Annotated in this window: 13 protein-coding genes and 3 pseudogenes; 12 read left to right on the top strand and 4 right to left on the bottom strand. The window is 63.4% G+C overall.

Annotated features, from left to right (window positions below; genetic code table 11):
* The 9 genes from ON20_RS29815 (at position 1) to ON20_RS37055 (ending at position 9,453) form a co-directional block, all read left to right on the top strand.
* Positions 1-840 carry a carbohydrate ABC transporter permease gene (locus ON20_RS29815; protein ID WP_040841365.1) on the top strand — a complete coding sequence of 280 codons (840 nt, stop codon included), beginning with the start codon at positions 1-3 and terminating at the stop codon, positions 838-840.
* A gap of 12 nt (positions 841-852) precedes the next feature.
* The gene (locus ON20_RS29810) at positions 853-2,037 is read left to right on the top strand and encodes an ABC transporter ATP-binding protein (RefSeq protein WP_040841292.1); all 1,185 of its coding nucleotides are present in this window, start codon (positions 853-855) and stop codon (positions 2,035-2,037) included.
* 29 nt (positions 2,038-2,066) lie between these two features.
* Positions 2,067-4,220 carry a N,N-dimethylformamidase beta subunit family domain-containing protein gene (locus ON20_RS29805; protein WP_218002696.1) on the top strand — a complete coding sequence of 718 codons (2,154 nt, stop codon included), beginning with the start codon at positions 2,067-2,069 and terminating at the stop codon, positions 4,218-4,220.
* Between the two features lie 303 nt (positions 4,221-4,523).
* On the top strand, positions 4,524-5,240 hold the full coding sequence (locus ON20_RS29800) for a DUF8020 domain-containing protein (protein ID WP_040841287.1): 717 nt from the start codon (positions 4,524-4,526) through the stop codon (positions 5,238-5,240).
* 120 nt (positions 5,241-5,360) lie between these two features.
* Complete coding sequence (locus ON20_RS29795; protein ID WP_040841364.1) at positions 5,361-6,593, top strand: alpha-hydroxy acid oxidase; 1,233 nt, start codon at positions 5,361-5,363, stop codon at positions 6,591-6,593.
* Between the two features lie 530 nt (positions 6,594-7,123).
* Complete coding sequence (locus tag ON20_RS29785; RefSeq protein WP_051163626.1) at positions 7,124-7,534, top strand: transposase; 411 nt, start codon at positions 7,124-7,126, stop codon at positions 7,532-7,534.
* Between the two features lie 354 nt (positions 7,535-7,888).
* Positions 7,889-8,041: an FxSxx-COOH cyclophane-containing RiPP peptide gene (fxsA, locus tag ON20_RS37060; protein WP_157229122.1), complete on the top strand. Its 153-nt coding sequence runs from the start codon at positions 7,889-7,891 to the stop codon at positions 8,039-8,041.
* A 252-nt stretch (positions 8,042-8,293) separates the two neighbouring features.
* Entirely contained in the window at positions 8,294-8,755 is a 462-nt protein-coding gene (locus ON20_RS33695; RefSeq protein WP_157229121.1) for a radical SAM protein, read from the top strand.
* Complete coding sequence (locus ON20_RS37055) at positions 8,737-9,453, top strand: MFS transporter (RefSeq protein WP_157229120.1); 717 nt, start codon at positions 8,737-8,739, stop codon at positions 9,451-9,453. Before ON20_RS33695 ends, ON20_RS37055 begins: the two co-directional genes overlap by 19 nt.
* 273 nt (positions 9,454-9,726) lie before the next feature.
* On the opposite strand, the gene ON20_RS29775 is transcribed toward ON20_RS37055, so the two are convergent.
* The gene (locus ON20_RS29775; protein WP_157229119.1) at positions 9,727-10,788 is read right to left on the bottom strand and encodes a tetratricopeptide repeat protein; all 1,062 of its coding nucleotides are present in this window, start codon (positions 10,786-10,788) and stop codon (positions 9,727-9,729) included.
* 370 nt (positions 10,789-11,158) lie between these two features.
* Here ON20_RS29775 and ON20_RS33685 point away from each other — a divergent pair, with 370 nt between their 5' ends.
* The 3 genes and pseudogenes from ON20_RS33685 to ON20_RS29760 all read left to right on the top strand — a co-directional run bounded on the left by ON20_RS33685 (position 11,159) and on the right by ON20_RS29760 (position 13,540).
* The gene (locus tag ON20_RS33685; protein ID WP_051163623.1) at positions 11,159-11,470 is read left to right on the top strand and encodes a transposase; all 312 of its coding nucleotides are present in this window, start codon (positions 11,159-11,161) and stop codon (positions 11,468-11,470) included.
* Positions 11,471-11,667: 197 nt separating this feature from the next.
* Positions 11,668-11,937: pseudogene (locus ON20_RS39485) on the top strand (IS3 family transposase); the annotation flags it as partial.
* Between the two features lie 199 nt (positions 11,938-12,136).
* Positions 12,137-13,540, top strand: coding sequence for a lipase family protein (locus tag ON20_RS29760; protein WP_040841283.1), 1,404 nt, complete (start codon positions 12,137-12,139; stop codon positions 13,538-13,540).
* A gap of 59 nt (positions 13,541-13,599) precedes the next feature.
* Here the strand turns inward: ON20_RS29760 and ON20_RS37520 are convergent.
* The 3 genes and pseudogenes from ON20_RS37520 to ON20_RS29755 all read right to left on the bottom strand — a co-directional run.
* Positions 13,600-13,756, bottom strand: a pseudogene (locus tag ON20_RS37520) (transposase); the annotation flags it as partial.
* Positions 13,757-13,909: 153 nt separating this feature from the next.
* Positions 13,910-14,227, bottom strand: a pseudogene (locus tag ON20_RS41320) (hypothetical protein); the annotation flags it as partial.
* Positions 14,228-14,395: 168 nt separating this feature from the next.
* Complete coding sequence (locus ON20_RS29755) at positions 14,396-15,310, bottom strand: alpha/beta fold hydrolase (RefSeq protein ID WP_040841281.1); 915 nt, start codon at positions 15,308-15,310, stop codon at positions 14,396-14,398.
* Positions 15,311-15,471 lie beyond the last annotated feature (161 nt).

Here is a 15,471-nt window from a genome sequence, read left to right as displayed (position 1 = left end):
ATGTATCGCTATACGCGTTGGACAGCGTTCCGGGAGGTCGGCTATTGGCTGGCAGCCGTTCCGGTGCTCGCCCCGTTGTACTTTGTGATCACGACGGCGCTGCGACCGCAGGACGAGTCGCGGGGCTCGGCATTCGCCGTGCCGTCCGAACCGACGGCAGACAACTTCGTCGAGGCGTGGAGCCACACCGGTGGTGGTGCCGTCTCCTTCAGTGGGGCCTTGGTGAACAGCGTCGTCGTGACCGTGACCGTGGTCTTGATCCTGGTTCTGACCGCGGCACCCGCGGGCTACTTCCTGGCGCGACGGGCATCGAGACTGTCGGGGGCGATGTTCGGGCTGTTCGCGCTCGGTCTGATCCTGCCCATCCAACTCGGCCTCATCCCTCTCTACGTCGGGATGGTTGAAATCGGTTTGGCCGGTACGCGATTCGGTCTGCTTCTCGTATACTGCGGTCTGCAGATGCCGCTGGCGGTGTTCCTGTACACCGGATTTCTGCGCGGGCTACCGGTTGGCTACGAGGAAGCGGCCCGGGTGGACGGCGCCGGAACAGTGCGCATCTTTTTCGAGATCGTGCTCCCGCTGGTGCGCCCGGTGACCGGCGTGGTGGCCGTTCTCACCGGTCTGTTCGTATGGAACGACTTCTTCATCGCGCTCGTCTTCGTCGGCAGCACCGGTGGTGAGACGCTCCCGGTGGCGGTGTACTCCTTCGTCGGGCGCTACTCCGCGAACTGGCCACTGATCTTCGCCGGCGCCCTCATCGCTGTGATTCCGGTGCTGACGATCTTCTCGGTGATGCAGCGGACGATCATGAACGGCTTCACCACCACTCTGCGTGGGTGAGAAAGGAACCCCATGGCATCGATAGAGTTGGACCATATCCGGATGGACTACGGAGGTCCAGCGGCGGTGGTCGATGATCTCAGCCTTCGGATACACGACGGCGAATTCTTCGTTCTCATCGGCCCCTCCGGCTGCGGTAAGTCGACGCTGCTCAGGTTGCTGGCCGGGCTGGAACACCCGGCAGCGGGAACGATCCGACTGGATGGCACGGATGTGACCGGACTCGACTCCCGTCACCGCGATATCGCCATGGTGTTCCAGAACTATGCCATCTATCCGCACATGACCGTCCGGCGGAACCTCGGCTACGGATTGCGTGTCCGCGGCGCCGACCGGCGGAGCGTCGCCGAGCGGGTCGACGCGGTCGCGGGCATGCTCGGCCTCGAACACCTGCTCGATCGGCGTCCGGCGACGCTGTCCGGCGGACAACTGCAGCGGGTGGCGATGGGACGGGCGATAGCGCGTCAGCCGCGGGTCTACTTGATGGACGAACCATTGTCGAATCTCGATGCCAAGCTGCGAGTGACAATGCGATCCGAGCTCGAGCGTCTACACCGCAATCTGGGTGTCACCACCGTGTATGTAACGCACGATCAGGTGGAGGCCATGACGCTCGGACAGCGGGCGGCTGTTCTCCGCGGTGGGCGGATCCAGCAGGTCGGCACGCCGGATCAGCTCTACCGCGCTCCGGCCAACGCCTTCGTCGCGGCGTTCATCGGATCGCCGCCGATGAACTTCGCCGTGGCGGTGGTCCGTGACGGGATGCTTCTGCTGGGCGACGGGGTCTCGTGTCGACTACCCGACAGCGGAGGGTACATGCTCGCCGACGGGCAGCGGGTTCTGGTCGGTATCCGGCCAGAGGATATTCGGGAGCGCGGGAAACCCGGGGCCGAGGTACGGGTGCGTTGCGTGTCCCGGCAGAATCTCGGCGCCGACGTGCTGATGTTCTTCGAACTGGGCACATCCCCGCAGGACTGTACGGTGATCGATCGGCTGACCCATTCCGACCGGCAGCACGCCGATACGCGTCCGCCGGGTGGACGTCGGCAGCTGTGCGCCCGTCTTCCGGGAACGCACCCGATTCGACCCGGTGCACACATCGGGCTCGTCGTCGACCCGGATGCTGTGCACCTGTTCGATATCGACACCGGAGACCGCCTGGCGCAACGCGGGTCCGTCGAGCCGGTGATGCGATGACGATAGATGTTGTCGGATATACCGATCGGATGAGTGTCGCTCCCGGCGAAGAGATCCGGATCATGTGCAGTAGCACGGACTCCGAGGTACATATCGATCTCGTGCGCTTGCGCCACGGTGACGAGCGGGCGCACGGTCTGCGAACGGAACCGGTGGCCGCCACTCTGTCGGGAGCCTATCCCTCGGGGTATCAGCCGTTGCGGAGCGGCTCCCATGTGGTCGTTCCGTACTGTCCGGAACTCGATGTGGACAGGGGTTTCGGCGTCGACCTGTGGGTCTGCCCGACCATGCTCGCGGCAGGCCGGCAGGCATTGATCGGGAAACGCGACCATGCCGGCCTCGGCTGGGGCCTCGATATCACCGAGGACGGGAAGGTCTGCCTGAGTATCCGGGACCCGGGCGGTTCCCGGATCGAGGTGACGACCGAGCGCCGGGTACGTGAACGGAGCTGGTACCACATTGCCGCCGCCGTGGACCGGGCCGGCTGCCGGGCCGAACTGATGGTGCGTCCGAGGGATTGTGTACCTGCGCGTTCGCGGTCCGAAATCACCGAAACCGAACGCGTATGGGCACCAATCGATTCCGCGGAGCCGGCATTCGCGCCTGTCGCGCTGCTCATCGCGGGTGCATGGCGGCGCGATGGCGGCGACTATGTGGCGGCGACGTTCAATGGCAAGGTGGCCGCCCCCAGACTCCATCGCGTGGTTCCCGAGCTGGAGCAACTCGCCGACACCTCCGGTACTGTCAGCGGCGGAGATGTACTTGCGTGGGACTTCGCCCGCGATCCGGGTTCGACCCGCATACCCGAGATGTCGGGCAGCGGCGTCGACGGCACCACCGTGCACGCACCTACCCGCGCCGTCACCGGGCCCTTCTGGGACGATATCGGCAACAGCACCGCCGAGCACCGCGACGCTGTTCACTTCCACGACGACGATCTCGGCGATGCGGGATGGCACCCGACCGCGACCTGGACGGTGGACCCGGATCTACCGAGCGGAATCTACGCCGCGTACGTACGGGGCCGTACGATCGGCGAGGATTACATACCGCTGGTCGTACGGCCGCCACGCGAGCGTGCTACAGCGGAGATCCTCGTGGTTGCACCACTGTTCAGCTGGCTCGCGTACGGCAATGTGCGGGCCCTGGAGGAATACACCGGCGCCGGGACCGAGGCCGGAGCATACGTCGTGGCCAATCGTCTCAACAGCCTGTACGACCTGCACTCCGACGGCAGTGGCGTCGCGTATTCGTCCTGGCGGCGACCGTTGCTGAACCTACGTCCCGGTTTCCGATTGCCGATCCTGGATTCGCCGCATCAGCTGGGGGCCGATCTACATCTGGTGGATTGGCTGATCGAATTCGGCCACGATTTCGATGTGGTGACCGATGAGGATCTCCACCGGGACGGTGTCGATCTGCTGCGACGATATCCTGTCGTGCTCTCGGGAACCCACGCGGAATACTGGTCGGCGCCCATGTTGGACGCTCTCGAGGGCTATCTCTCGCAGGGCGGCAGGTATATGTACCTGTCCGGTAACGGCATGTACTGGGCCACGGCGTTCGACGGTGCGCATACGATCGAAGTGCGGCGCCACGGTGCGGCGGTCAGCGCATGGCACTGTGCGCCGGGCGAGGGAGATCTCGCGACAACAGGCGAGCCCGGTGGATTGTGGCGTTGGCGCGGTCGCCCCCCGCAGCGGTACGTGGGCGTCGGATTCTCGGCGTGCTGGGCCACAACCCCTGAAGCCAGGGGCTCGGGGTATCGTCGGGTGATCGGCGACGACGCCCGGGTGGCGTTTGTTTTCGAAGGGGTGGAGCACGACGAACCGATCGGTGCGTTCCCCAACCTGATACTGGGTTACGGTGCCGCGGGGTACGAGGTCGATCGTGCCGACTTCGCGCTGGGAACTCCGGCACACGCGTTGATACTGGCCACGGCCGACGAGTTTCCGGAAGAGCACTGGACCGTTGCACCGGAAGAAATGGGCCGGTCCGGAGTCCGCGCCGATATGGTTTTCTTCGAGACCCCAGGGGGAGGTGCCGTCTTCTCGGTGGGATCGATCGCCTGGTGCGGGGCCCTTTCCTACAACGACTACGACAACAATGTTTCGACGGTCACCGGAAATGTTCTCCGTCGTTTTCTGGATCGTACGGAATTTCCCATACCCATCATCGAATGACAGTCAAGGTTCTCGCAGTGATCGACTACGGTTTCCGATCCGGATGGATCGGCAAGAAAATCCATCGAAATCGTGATTCCCTCGTGCGTCCGAAAGCACGTGGTCCGCCGCAACTTCGGAAACAAGGGTTTCTCGGACAATGTCCGCGCTCGACATATTCGAGCACATGATCTTCCGGGCCGTTCAGGACGGAAATGTACCCAGCTCTTCATGAGCTCGCTTTTCCCGGATATTTCGGCACCCGATCACGAGTGGGCGCTCGGGTGCTCGAATTATCCATCTCATTCGTAAAAGTAAGGACCAATGATGAGGGTGAAGACTACCCGTGTCATCGCCACCACAACGATGATTATGCTGGCCCTGTGCAGTGGCACTGCGGCAGCGAATCCCGCACCGTACCATGGCGATCCGTCGGCTCCCGATACCTCGACTGCTTCCGGGTTCGACTATACCGCGAGAGTCGTGGAACGATCTGTGGTGTTGACCACTGCTGCGGGCGCACTGACCATTCAAGGCGATCAGTTCCGGGTACTCGACGATGCGGGCAACCCGGTGGCCGGTATTCCCCTGACCTACCTGCGTGACGGCATGGACTGGCCCATCGCGGCGCATATCGAGGGTCGTACCGCCACTTTCACCCCGAGTACCGATCCGGCCGACGCGCGGCCCTCGGCTACCGAACCGATGTTGAAGGACATCGACGCCGCAGCCGATGCAAAATTCGACATGGCGATGCTGAACGCGCTGACGCAGCTGAGTTTCGGTGTCACGATGGGCACATTGATCGGCACTGCAATCGGCGCCGGTATCGGCTGTATCGCCGGTGGGGCGGTCGTAGGTGCCGCAGCGGGAGTGCCGACGGTAGGTGTGCTGGCGATCCCGGGATTCCTGGGCGGGTGCCTCGCGACGGCGGCAGTGACGGGACCGATCGGAGGCATGATCGGGACCATCGTTGTCGGTGTACCGACGGCGATCGCGGTGGGAATCCAGTTCTACAACACCATGAACAAACCGGCGTAGTTCGCGGACGTGCTGCGGTGTGGCACGGGGCACCGCAGCCCGATCCCTGGGCAAACGCGCTCGAACCATCCTCTCGACCGGAACGAAAGACGGTGCCGTGAAAAGGACGATGCTGTGAAACTGGAACGCCGTATACCTCGCCTGCGGGAGCTGGCGCCCTTGGTCAAGGTCGAGCCGCCGTTCGGGGGACGGGCCCGCAAACTGGCGAAAGCTCAGACGATAGGGGATCTGCGGGAGTTGGCGCGGCGGCGGACCCCGCGGGTCGCCTTCGATTACACCGACGGCGCCGCGGAGGCCGAGATCAGCCTGAACCGTGCGCGACAGGCGTTCGCCGATATAGAATTCCGACCGGCGATCCTGCGCGATGTCTCGGTGACCGACACAACCACCCCGGTGCTCGGGCGGATCGCCGAGTTGCCCTTCGGCATCGCGCCGACGGGATTCACTCGGATGATGCACGCTGCCGGCGAATGCGCAGGTGCCCGCGCCGCCGAGCGCGCCGGAATCCCTTTCACGCTGTCGACGATGGGGACCACTGCGATCGAGGACCTCGTCGCGGCCACCGGTCCGTCGGCGCGCAACTGGTTTCAGCTGTACATGTGGACCGATCGCGACCGATCGATGGCACTGGTCGATCGTGCTGCGGCGGCCGATTTCGATACCCTGGTCGTGACCGTGGACGTCCCGGTCTCCGGTGCTCGGCTGCGTGATCTGCGCAATGGCATGACCGTGCCGCCTTCCGTCACCGCGGTTGGCGCGCTGGATGCCTTGCGGCGTCCGCACTGGTGGTGGGATTTCCTGACCACCGAGCCGTTGGCCTTCGCCTCGCTGGATCGCTGGTCGGGTACCATCGGCGAGCTGCTGGATACCATGTTCGACCCCACCGTGGGCTTCGACGACCTGTCCTGGCTACGGGACCGGTGGCCGGGCCGGATACTGGTCAAGGGCATACAGACAGTCGACGATGCGCGGCGTTCGGCAGCAATCGGGGTGGATGGCATTGTGCTGTCCAATCACGGTGGGCGGCAACTGGATCGAGCGCCGGTACCGCTGCATCTGTTACCGGCCGTGTGTCGTGAAGTCGGCACCGACCTGGAGATCCATCTCGATACCGGGATCATGGACGGTGCCGATATCGTCGCCGCACTCGCGCTGGGTGCCCGGTTCACATACATCGGACGGGCCTACTTGTACGGGCTGATGGCCGGAGGTGAAGCAGGAGTCGACCGGGCCATCGAGATTCTGCGTTCACAGATAGTGCGCACCATGAAGTTGCTCGGTGTCAGCGCTGTCGACGAGCTCGGGCCGGACCACGTGCGGCTCCTGTACGGCGATGGTGATCACCGACGGTGACAAGCCTGTGCAGGGTCGTGTCGAGCTCGACTTCGAACGGTTCATCGAAGCCGGGCTCGTTCTGTCGGCCGTGAACCTGCGAAAGCTGGTGCAGCCACGGGTGGTGCTCGTACCGGTCGACGCGGAAGCGACAGGTGCCCGATCCGACCGGTCATCCCTGAGAGCGGAGTCCCGGCAACCGAGAGACCCCTGTGTTCGACCGGGAAAGGCGTCGACGACCCAGCAGCTCGAGTCTTCGCCGGGGCAGTCCTGGGCAGCGCCTGTATCAGCCGTTGCCGTTCTCTGTAGCACCGACCCGGGAACTGTGGATTTACCGGTGTTTCCGGCCTGATTCGCTGACCGATGGTCAGTGGGAAGGGCCGTGATGAAGACACTTGACGCCGTGGCGAAGAAGGCCGAGGCATCGGCCGAGTAGCCGGCGGCGGAGCTGGTCGGATGGCCGAGGAACGCGCTGCCGCCGCACGCCGGCAGCGCATCGGCCTGCCCGGCGAGGCGCTCGCCTCCACCGTGATCGCCGATTCGGCCAGGGGGTGCCGGCCCTCAACGGCCAGATCAAGAAAACCGACAAACTCATCGAAACCCGATTTCACCGACACGAACTCGCCGAGGTGATCACCAGCATGTCGAGATTCGGGCACTTGCTCGACGCGGAATTTCTCGCGGTCACCGGCGGCGACATGGCGTCCTTCACCACCCCGGCCCACCGGGCCGCGTTCGCCGCCCTCGCGCCCGTGCCCTGGGATTCCGGCCAAATCCGCGACAACCTGCACCGCCCTCGCCGCTACCACCGCGGCCTCGACCACGTCTTCTATATGTCCGCCATGGTGAGCATCACCTGCTGTCCGGAGTCGAGACGGTTCTACGACCGAAAACGCGCCGAAGAAAAGCGCCGCAACCAGGCTGTCTTCGCCCTCGCGCGACGCCGCGTCAATGTCGTATAGGCGCTCATCCGCGACAATCGGCCCTACCCGGCACAGCAGCAGCCTGACCCCGGCTTGACAACTCCATTGGGAAGTCTCCGGCGCGCAGTTGGATCTTGGTCGATCAACCGCATTGTCGGAGACCTGGTCACATCACCAACTCTCCAACCCGGTCAACATTTTTCGCCCAGTTGACCCAGAATTTCGAAACACGTATTCGTTGAGGTGCAGTAGAATTCGATGTCGGGCGGCGTCCCGTTGCCCATCGAAGATCTCCTTGGCCGTCGGAGGACGCCGAATCGTCGACCGGTGTTCGGCATCGGAATCAGGCTTCCGCCTCCTTCGCATGGGCAGGAGATGGAAGGAGGTTATGTCGTGGGAAATCCTACCGAATTCGCGGACCTGGACCCGCAGCAACTCGCGGCGGTCGAGAACCCCGCATTGCGTGCGGCACTCGAACGTCATCTGGCTCAATCCGAAGGGCCCCGGGCTTTCGGATTCCAGTCGTTCATCGACGCCGGTGAGTAGTCCGGGTCGGTAGAAACCACCTGCGGTCGACCCTGCGCGCAGGGTCGACCGCAGGTGTCGCTCGGTACGAGGGAGTAAGGAATGGAGCGGGGATCGACAGAGCATTTCCGGCCGAATACGCTGTGGCCTGCAACTGGTTTGGATGTTGCGGACTTGATGCGCGGCGGTTGGGAACCGCTGCCTTTCGTCGAGTTCGTGGTGAAGATCCACAGTCGGTAAAATCTGGTATGCGACTACTTCTACGTCTACTAAATGGCCGATCAGAGCTGGCGACAGCAACCGAGAACGATGAGCCTCGCAGTGTTCTCCAACGTTTACCGAATGATCGGCGAACATGCACGCCGCTTCTCGCTTCCGGCCGTGGACCTCGTATTTCACGGCGGTGAACCGCTGCTGCTCGGACATGGGCAACTAGCGGAGTATGCGCGACTGGCGCGGGAATCTTTGGCGCCGATCACCAAGGTGCGTCTGGGAATGCAGACGAACGGCATGCTGCTCGACGATGAATTCTTACGTATCTGTGATCGGTGGGATATCAGGATCGGAGTCAGCGTCGACGGCAGCGAAGATGGGCACGATCGGCACCAGCGGGACCGGCGAGGCATCGGCAGCTACCGCTGGGTAGCGGCAGGGCTCGCGATATTGACGGCCGATAACCGTCGGCACCTGTTCTCCGCCTCCTGTGTACGATCGACGTGGCGAACGACCCGGTAGAAACCTATGAAGCACTCCTACGGTACGGGCCGTCGGCAGTTGATTTCCTTCTACCCCACCGCAATTGGACCACGCTGCTGTCGCACGACCCCGACCACGCCACTGTAACACCTTACGCCAACTGGCTTATCGCGGTGTTCGAGCATTGGTACCGAGCACCAACACTGGAAACGTCGTCTGGAAACGTCGTGTTGCTGGTGATCCTGGTCGACCTGAAGAACAGTGGACGTCCCGCATGGACTATCGGCGTGGTACTTGGTGCGGCAGGTGCGGGCGGAATGCTCGGCGCGGCCGCGGCGGTATGGCTCACGCGCTGCTTCCCCTCACAGCACGTCTACAAGGGCGCACTGTGGTGTTGGGCAGCTCTACTCATACCGACCACGTTGAGCGACAATCCATTTGTGCTGGCTGCTTGCTGGGGTGGAATCGGAGGCGTCGGTGTCGTCAGCAATGTGGCCCTGACCATGTATCGGGTGGACGTCATCCCCGAACATGTGCTCGGCCGTGCCATGGCAACCATATACTTCGTCTGTTACGGCGCTGCTGCGCTCGGTGCGCTGAGCGCGGGTTACCTGTTGTCCTTCCTCGGGGTCGCGGCAACGTGGTGGGCGGTGCTCTCGAGCATGTTGACACTTGCCGTGTGCGGGAGCATCCGCTCTGCTCACCCACTCGCAGGCACTTCTCTTCATTCACGCTGACATCATGCGATTACCGAGCGATGAGGTTCCCTGAGCTTCCTGGGTTTTCCGGAGGGGTTGGGTGTAGTGCTCACACTTCGTATCGCACGTCGCGATATGGAAAGCCCCATCCGCCTGCCGGTATCGGTGGAAGATCGAACACGCCATCGCCTGGCTCACCGGATACCGACGTCTGACAATCCGCTACGAAAGCCACGACCATCTGTTCGCGGCACCCTTACACCTCGTAGCCGTGCTCACCTGCTACAAGAAACACCCCACATGAGATATCCGCTAAGTGCATTGATCGGCTTGTGTTTGTGCGTATATCGTATACGGAGCACCGAGTTCGGCGGCCTGCGAGTAGCTTTCCCGGGCTTGTGCGCTCTGTCCGGTGTCTCGAAGAAAATCGGCCAAGCGCACATGGCCTTTGGCATCCCATGGGTCGTGGTCGACCAGTCGGCGATAGTAGGTTTCGGCTGTGGCGAGATCGCCGACGTCCCACGCTGCTCGGCCACGTGTCTCGAATAGCGGCCCCATGTTCTCCAGTGCCGCCAGACGGCTATCCTCCGCCGCCTGGTCGAGAGCTTTAATCGCACATTCCTCGGCTTGGTCCAGCATTTCCGATACCAGCCGATGGTTACCCTCGAGATATGGGATGTAGCTGACCGCGCGCCAATAGACACTATTCAATACCCACGGCAAACTGTCGGATCGTACCGATGATCGCAGTGATGTGGCATAGGTCTGCCATCTACGTGCCCGCGCGTTGTCTCGCTGCTTGCGCACATAATGCACTGTGAGATACACGGCGGATGCCAGCCGCGCCGCGATGGGTAGCTGCTCGTTCGTGGCCATTGCAATACGGGTCTCAGCAAGAAGTGCAACAGCGTTGGTGTCCCGCTCGTCGAGTTGATGCCGCGCGACAGCGCGAAGGTGCGACAGCGACAACGTTTCCAGCGTGTCGCAGGGCTCATCGCCAGGTTCGATCAGATCGGCAACGAACTGCCAGAATCCGAGCTTCGCCAGAACACGCCCGATCCGCAGCCGTTGCATATCCTCCAGCGCGTGCCACTTGTCGACGGACACACACATCAGCTGCCAAGGCTTGGAGCGTTCGTCAACCGGCAGTTCGCGAGGATCCTCGAGATATGGCACGTTCGGTGCGTCCATGGAAATAAATGCCCGTAAACATGGTGGAGTGGCAACTTGATACGCCGGAAACCATGCGCCGGACTGCAATCTGGCGCCGAGATCGGTGGCGACGCGAGCGTGGATCGGACCGGTATTACTGCACAGATCCGAATAGGCGGCCAGCAGTTTCCCGCTCTGTGTGACTGGACGCGAGGCGATCACGGAACCCTCCGTTATTGGAATGACATGAACAGTTACTGCATGAGTGAGGGGGGTGACATCGGCTCTTCGAGTACGGCTCGAGGTATTCGTTGCTACCGAGGGTAGCCAGGTCGATCGTTGTTGCAACCTCGGACCATGCTACCGCTTGAATTCTCGTTCCGCGATGGGTACAGTCGCCGAACACAGCACTCAGTTTGGTTTAGCACGACAGTTGTATTCCGTTGTGCTGCAGTGCGGTTTTTGTCCGGTTATGCTGGAAGATGTTGCGGCTGAAGGCCTTTCGGCGTGGTGAGTGCGGACGTGTCCGACCCGGTTGCCGGCACCGGTGGAGCGCAAGAAATCATGGTAGCCGACCGATGCCGCGGGGGCGGTGGGGTCGGACGGGCTGCGGCACGTGCTGAACAGATCCCGGTGGGACGCCGACGAGTCGCGTGATCGGTTGCGCTCGTCCGTGTGCGAGGCGCCGGCCTACCCGGACGGTGTTCTGGTGCCGGACGAGACCGAGTTTCTCGAGAAGGGTATGAAATCGGCCGGTGCTCAGCGGCAGTACTCCGGCACGGCCGATTGCGTGGAGAACTGCCGGCTCGGTGTGTTCCTGGCTTATGACGGGAGATCCGGGCGGACGCTGATCGATCGCGAGCTCTATTTGCCCGAGTCGTGGATCGGGGACCGTGACCGTTGAATCGAGGCAGAAATACCTGAGAACCGCTACAGTCAGGGTATTTTGGTGAAACCTTGACTGGTGGAGTCGGTGATCATCGGCATCCTGGACGCGGGGGTGGCCACCGGATGGGGTCGCCGCCGATGCCGTCTACGGGCATAACGGCCGGTTCCGGGTCTTCTGCGAAACCTCCGCCTGTCCTATATCCTCGAAGTCCCCGTCCGGTCGAGACCGTCTCGATCACCGACGAACACTCCCATGAATGCCTCGGCGGGCTGGTGGAGCGCTCGATCACCGCCGATCGGCTCATCGACGAACTCGACCGCATAACCGCCGAGCGCGGTTATCCGACGGTGCTGCGCTGCGACAACGGTCCCGAACCGGCATGCGCCGCCATGCGGGATCGGGCCGGTGAACGGATCGGGTTGGCGTTCATCCCGTCGGGACAGCCGTGGCACAACGGCTACATCGAATCGTTCAACGGGCGGACCAATTCACGGGGCCCTGTCACAGAGAGGGACAACCGGAGGGCTGGGTTGTCTCAATCTTATGACGTAACACTGCAACCGACTCCCGGTCACGTAGCCTGAACACCTGGCCCCGGTATGACAGGGCACGTTCCGGGGACGGAAACCCGCATCTCCTCGGGTGCCAGATGTATCGACGTCGCACCCAGGGGCGTGTGCCATGAGATGTTTGCGTGCCGGCGCTCTCGCGTTGCTCGTCATCGTGCTGTTGCTCACCGGGCAGGCTGCCGCCCAGCCGCCCGCACCGCCCGGCCTCCCGTTCCCTGGACTGCCGGTATTTCCAACGCTCGCGGATGCGAGCGGCACGATCCTGCCCGGTATTCAGCAGTGGATCGACCAGGTGATTCCGCCGCCGCCGATTGCGCCGGCACCGATGGAGGAGACGAACGGCATGGCACCGGAGCTGGCGGCGCTGCGTCAGGCGGTGCTTCCCGCGCCGGTCGGTGACCCGATGTTCGATCTGTGGCCATCGAACCTCGCCGACTTCGCCCCAGGTGCGGTGATCGAGGTCCGCGATATCACCGCGTCGGCCGCGCCGCTGGTCGTTGTGCCTATCCAGCAGGCTTTGCTGTTCAAATACCGGACCACCGACGCGCACGATCGCCCTTCCTTCGCCACGGCCACGCTGGTGATTCCGGCGACCGCCTCACCGGTGCCCGGAGCGCGGCCGGTGGTGGTCAACAACCTCCCGATCGACGCTCTCGGCCGTCACTGCACGCCGAATTACACACTGGCGCACGGCTTCTCTTTCGACAGCGCGCTCACCGACTTCGTGCCACCCACCACCCATCTGGCCGCGCTGCGTGGCTACGCCGTGCTCATTCCGGATCACGAGGGCCCGCTGATGGCCTACGCCGAGCCCTACGTCGCGGGCCACGCGGTACTGGATGCGGTGCGCGCGGTACGCGGTTGGCGGGCGGATGAGTTCGGCGGCAGCAGGTTCGCGATGGCCGGCTACTCCGGTGGCGCGATCGCCACGCACGGCGCGGTGAAACTGATCGAGAGTTACGCGCCCGATCTCGCACCGTCACTGGTCGGTGCGGCGCTCGGCGGGGTGCCCGCCGACTACGAGATCCTGGCCCGCAGCATGAATGGTAATCTGGCCTCAGCCGTGTTCATGGCGGCCGTCTTCGGTATCGCGCGCGAACGGCCCGAGATCCTGGCCCGGATGAACCACCTCGCCCAGTGGGTGACAACCTCGCCGATGAAAGACCAGTGCGCGAGTGTTTTCGCGCTGCTCGGCGTGCTGCTGCTGCCGATCGATATCGCGGCGAATATCGCCGACCCACTGCAATCTACGCTGGCACACGACATCTACGAGGTGACCCGGATGGCAGGGCTCGCGTCGGCGACGCCGCTCTACATCTACAACGGTGAACAGGAGTTCTGGATCCCGGCCGAGGGCGCGCGCAACCTCTACCGCGAGCAGTGCTCACTCGGCGTCACCGCGATCTACCGCAGTGTGCTCGGCGAACACATCATCGCGGCGGGCCTCGGCTATCCCGAGGCCATGATCTGGCTGGACGAGCGCCTGCGCGGCATCCCGGCAGAAAGTGAATGCTGAAGACGCACCAACTTTCTGGATAGTCTTGTGTGCTGGGCAGGGGCCTCGAGCTGGTGTGGTTGTGCTGCCGGAGCAGTGGGTGATCGGGGCGATTCCGGCGTAGGAGGCGAGGTGACCGGCCGAGGCGGACGCGGTGCCGTCACCGACTTCGAGCAGGATGCGGGTGCCGGTCCTGACTCCGATGCCGGGCATCGAGGTCACGACCTCGACAAGAGGGCGATCGGCGAACGTCTCCTCGATATCGACGTCGATCTGCACGTGATGGCCGGGGCGTTGCCTCTCGTAGCGTTTCCATCGTTGCCTGTGGCGTTTGTAGCGTTGCGAGGCCGGCAGCCGGTTCGTTCCCAGCCGCTCGGGGAGCCGCGATACCGCGGACCGGTCGATCGAGATGTCGTGGTAGCGCTGGAGATATATCGAGATTTCGAGCGGCCCGAAGTGGTAGTGCTGCCTCAGATGGATAGTCTTGCCGATCACTTCGGGCCGGGTCGTATTCGGGCAGTGCGCCGGCGCGCCGGCTCGGTCTTCCAGTCCTTTGATGTCGTCGTCCTCATATCGGCGTTTCCACCGGTAGGAGACGTTGCGGCTGGTGCCGTAGTAGCGGCAGGTCCGGCGATGTTGCCGCTGACCTCTTCGGTGTGGCGTAGAACGGCCAGAACGCCGGTTCGCGCGCCTGACCAGATCTCTCACTCCACACACGTTCCGACATAAGAACTCCCTGCCATCAGGAGCCAGAATTGTCAACAACCTCTGTCAGTTTTAGACCTAGCGGGGAATGCACGAAAGATCGTCGCCCGAAGCGCTCATGCCAACAATCTGCTCACGATGGTTGCGTTGCCGCGCCTATGTGGCTGTCTGTCAGCGCTGACCACGGGTGTTGCCTGCCGCGGCGCGCTCGGCCGCGATATCGGCGATGAAGTGCCGCATTTCCGCGGCGCACTCGGGCGAATGGGTCTCCAACAAGAGATGGCCGCCGTCGTAGACGTGCATTTCGAGCCGGTCGAGTGCTCGTGCATAGCCCATGATCTCGTCCACGTCGAAGAATGGGTCGTGGCGGCCCCAAAGTACCAGGCACGGCGGCTTATAGGTGCGGTGATACTCGGCCAGCTCGTCGAAGCGTGCAATGTGGTTGGCGTAGTCGCGGAACAGCCGAAATTGGGCTTCGATATTGCCGGGGCGCGACATTCGCTCCCAGTCCAGGTACCACGACTCCGGGGGGTGCAGGGCCTGCGTACGCTCGGGCAGTCCACCCAGGTACTGGTAGCGGGTACCGTCGAAGTTCAGCCATTCCGGCAGCGCGGCGCGGTTGGCTTCCGACGGATCGGCCCAGAAGGCCCGTGCGCCGTCCCACTGGCTGCCCAGCCCGTCCTCGTGGGCGTTGCCGTTCTGCACGATGAGCCCGAGGATGCGCTCAGGATGGCGGGTGGCGAGGTGGTAGCCGACCGGCGCGCCGAAATCGTGCAGGTAGACGAAGAACTCGTGGACGCCGATCAGGTCGAGGAACGCCTCGATGGTGTCGGCTTGGTTGGCAAAGGTGTACTCGTACTCGTCGACGTCGGGCGACCCGGAGAACCCGAAGCCCGGCAGGTCCGGCGCGATTACCCGGCTCACCTCGGCCAGCGGCGAGAGCACATGTCGGAAGCTGTATGACGAACTCGGAAAGCCGTGCAGCAGCAACACACAGGGTTTGTCCGCTGTGCCCGCCTCCCGATAGAAGACCTCGACTCCCTTGACGTCGAGACTGTGATGGCGGGGTTTGCTACTCGTCTGCATAGGCACGGCCTCCTCGGCTGGTCCTCGTCGCACGGGCGACCGGACCAGCCGGACGCCGGGCATGCCGGGACAATTGTCGCGAGCTTCACCTGCGAAGGTCCACATCTTCTCAAAGAGTGAGCCACCCTGGAGAGTAACCGGGACGAAAACGCCGGGGAAGC

It is taken from the genome of Nocardia brevicatena NBRC 12119, from assembly GCF_000308495.1.
Taxonomy (GTDB): Bacteria; Actinomycetota; Actinomycetes; order Mycobacteriales; family Mycobacteriaceae; genus Nocardia; species Nocardia brevicatena.
This window is presented reverse-complemented; position numbering and strand designations above follow the sequence as displayed.

Coding starts and splice junctions, on each gene's coding strand:
- ON20_RS29815 (WP_040841365.1), top strand. CDS start 1: ATGTATCGCTATACGCGTTGGACAGCGTTCCGGGAGGTCGGCTATTGG.
- ON20_RS29810 (WP_040841292.1), top strand. CDS start 853: ATGGCATCGATAGAGTTGGACCATATCCGGATGGACTACGGAGGTCCA.
- ON20_RS29805 (WP_218002696.1), top strand. CDS start 2,067: ATGAGTGTCGCTCCCGGCGAAGAGATCCGGATCATGTGCAGTAGCACG.
- ON20_RS29800 (WP_040841287.1), top strand. CDS start 4,524: ATGATGAGGGTGAAGACTACCCGTGTCATCGCCACCACAACGATGATT.
- ON20_RS33695 (WP_157229121.1), top strand. CDS start 8,294: ATGGCCGATCAGAGCTGGCGACAGCAACCGAGAACGATGAGCCTCGCA.
- ON20_RS29760 (WP_040841283.1), top strand. CDS start 12,137: ATGAGATGTTTGCGTGCCGGCGCTCTCGCGTTGCTCGTCATCGTGCTG.
- ON20_RS29755 (WP_040841281.1), bottom strand. CDS start 15,310: ATGCAGACGAGTAGCAAACCCCGCCATCACAGTCTCGACGTCAAGGGA.